A 2,824-nucleotide genomic window follows, 5' to 3' on the forward strand; every position below is an offset into this window, starting at 1 on the left:
GAGCGCGCAGGCGATCTTCTGCCAGTCTGCCGTGCCGTCGGCCTGCCCGGCGAAAAGGCGGTTGAGGTCGTCGACAAGTTCGGCGGCGGGTGCTTCATCGCCTTCAAGGCGCGCCGCAATACCCTCGGCCACACGTTGCTCGTACCGCCAGTAGCGCCGAAGGTACAGTCGCCCGCCCTCGAGCACCATTGGCGATGATGTCTCGTGCGCGTCCTGGCCCACCAGCACGGAGGCCTTCAACGCCTCGAGCCAGGCCGCCGGCTCCGGCCTCACTGGCAAGGCCAATGCGCGATCGTGATCCATGGCCAGGTCGCCCAGCAGGTTTTCGACGTCCACACCGATGTGGCCGTTACCCAGCTCGAAGCTTGCCAGCGCACCGGCCGCAATCACCCTGTCGTCGGCGGAAGCATCGAGCGAGCGCAGGAACAGCGCAAAGGCACGATCGAGGGCGCGCAAGTGGCCCTGGGCCATCGCGGTATCGAGCCAGGCCTGGATCCGGTCGGCGCTCATGCGGCTTCTCCGCGGAAAAGCGCGTCCATGGCCTGGATCAGCTCACGTGGCGGCCGCGCGGCATGCACGCCATGGCCCTGCCCGTCGATACCGCGCAGGTACAGGTACAGCGCGCCACCGATGTGGCGGTCGTAGTCGTAGTCACCACCCATGCGCGCGCGTAGCTGGCGGTGCAACGCCAGCACATAAATGGCGTACTGCAGGTCGTAGCGGGAATGTGCCATGGAATCACGCATGGCCTGGGCGTCGTAATCGCCCAGGTGGCCGCCGAGCCAGTTGGATTTGTAATCGGCCACGTACCAGCGGCCTTCGTGTTCGAAGGTAAGGTCGATGAAACCCTTGAACATCCCGTTGATGGTTTCCGCCTGCAAGGCCGGGCGCGGCATGCCGTCAAGGGTGTGCTTGCGCACCAGGGCATCGAGCGCCCGTGCGTCCACGCCATCGGCGGAAAACCAGAATTCAAGTTCCGCGCGGTAGGCGCCATCGGCCAGCGATGCCAGCGCGACCGAGCTTCCATCAGGCAGGGCAAGTGGCAGCGCAAGCAGTTGTGGCAGGCCCTTGGCCAGCGGTTCGATCAGTTGCGGCCAATGGCGGCGCTGGCAACGGCGGGCAACCGCATCGCGCAAACCGGAAGGATCGTCGAGTACGGCCGCGAAACCCTGTTCGGCCATCCATTCGAAGAGATCGTGCAGGAAGGTGCCGGCCTCCGCGCCACGCGGGAAACCCGGCAGCAGCGTGCTGTCGGCGGCAGGGCCTTCCTGGGTACCGGCCGCGACATATTCGGCCACCACGTCTTCGCGCGCCGTGTCGGGCACCGGCATCGCATGGCCTTCTTCGTCGTGGCGCAACGCACTATAACTGGCGATCCACCAGCGCGGCGGGCGCGGGGCAAGGTCAGCGCGCGCCGGGCCGAGGGCTTCCGGGACCCGGCCACTGGCCAGGATGACATGGCTGGACGTGTCGGCCTGCCGCAGCGTGATCGCCTCGCTCGATGCCGCCAGTACTTCCAGTGCCTGGCGAAACTGCCCTGCGTCCATTTCTTCCCCACCGGAGAGCAGGTAACCCAACGCTCCCTGGTGCACATGGGGTTTCTTCGACCGGGCATTGGCGCAGATCGGGGACACGCCCAGCCAGCAGTAGTGGCGTGCACGGGTGACCGCGACATACAGCAAGCGCAAGTCTTCCTGCAGCCGGGCACGGTCGGTAAGCTCGTGCGCCAGGGCGACGGCGTCTCCGGCACCATCGGCGGATTTGGCCATCAGCTCCACCACGGGGCCTTCATCACCCTGGAACCGGTACCCACCCGGGCCGCCCTGCGCCGCCTTGAACGAACAGGCAAAGGGCACGTACACCAGCGGGTATTCCAGGCCCTTGGATTTGTGGATCGTGATCACGCGCACGAGGTCGGCGTCGCTCTCCAGCCGCACGATGTGCTCGTCGGCACCCGAAGGCAGCGTGTCGGCGATCTCATCGCCCAGCCAGCGAATCAGGGCCTGCTCACCGTCGAGGTTGGATGCAGCTTCCTGCAGCAGTTCGGCCAGGTGCAGGACGTTGGTCAGTGCACGCTCGCCACCGTCCATGGCCAGCAACCGCGAAGGAAGGTCGAACATGTGCAACAGGCGCTGCACCATCGCCAACACGCCCTGCCGCCGCCAAAGTTCGCGCAGCTCCAGGAACTGGCTGCCACGCATTTCCCAGTGGCGCTCGTCGGTATTCAGGCGATCGATGTCGTGCAACGGCAAGAACAGCGTGGCCGTAGCCAGTGCCGCACGCATGCGCCGGTCGACCGTGGGTTCGGCGCAGCCACGCAGCCAAAGCAACACGTCGGCGGCCTCCGGGCTGTCGAACACTGAATCGCGGTCAGAAAGATAAACATTGCGCACGTGCCGCGCGCGCAGCATCGCACGCACTTCCTCGGCCTCACCACGGCTACGGACCAGCACGGCGATATCGCGCGGCGCAAGCGCGCGGCCACCTTCGAAGCCACAGCGGCCTTGTGCGGCCAACGCCAATAGCCTGGCTATCTCGTCCGCGCAGGCAGCCGCCATGATGCTGCGATAGCGCCGGGCCGCGACCGCAGCATCGCCGTCGTCAAGCAGCACCAGTTGCATGGGTGCCGGCACGGTGCCATCGATGGAAAAAACGTCGGCGCGGCCATGCGCCTGCACCGGTACGAAGGGCAATCGGCTCGCACCGAAGGCGAATGCACCTTGTGCATGGGCTTGGCCACCATGGAATAGCGCGTTCACCGCAGCCACCATGCCGTGGGTGGACCGGTAGTTGGTGTCCAGGCTGAAGGAGGGTCGTTCGGCTT

The 2,824-nt window shown here is 66.2% G+C and carries 1 protein-coding gene and 1 pseudogene; both read right to left on the bottom strand.

The annotated features are described in order from the left end of the window. Positions 1-510, bottom strand: a pseudogene (locus tag VK519_RS08880) (hypothetical protein); the annotation flags it as partial. Next, positions 507-2,824 (bottom strand): 3'-5' exonuclease (locus VK519_RS08885; RefSeq protein WP_324349133.1); only part of this gene is annotated, 2,318 nt, incomplete at its 5' end. The gene VK519_RS08885 and the pseudogene VK519_RS08880, both read right to left, overlap by 4 nt.

Origin of the sequence: Pinirhizobacter sp., from assembly GCF_035317885.1 — a bacterium.
GTDB lineage: Bacteria > Pseudomonadota > Gammaproteobacteria > Xanthomonadales > Rhodanobacteraceae > Pinirhizobacter.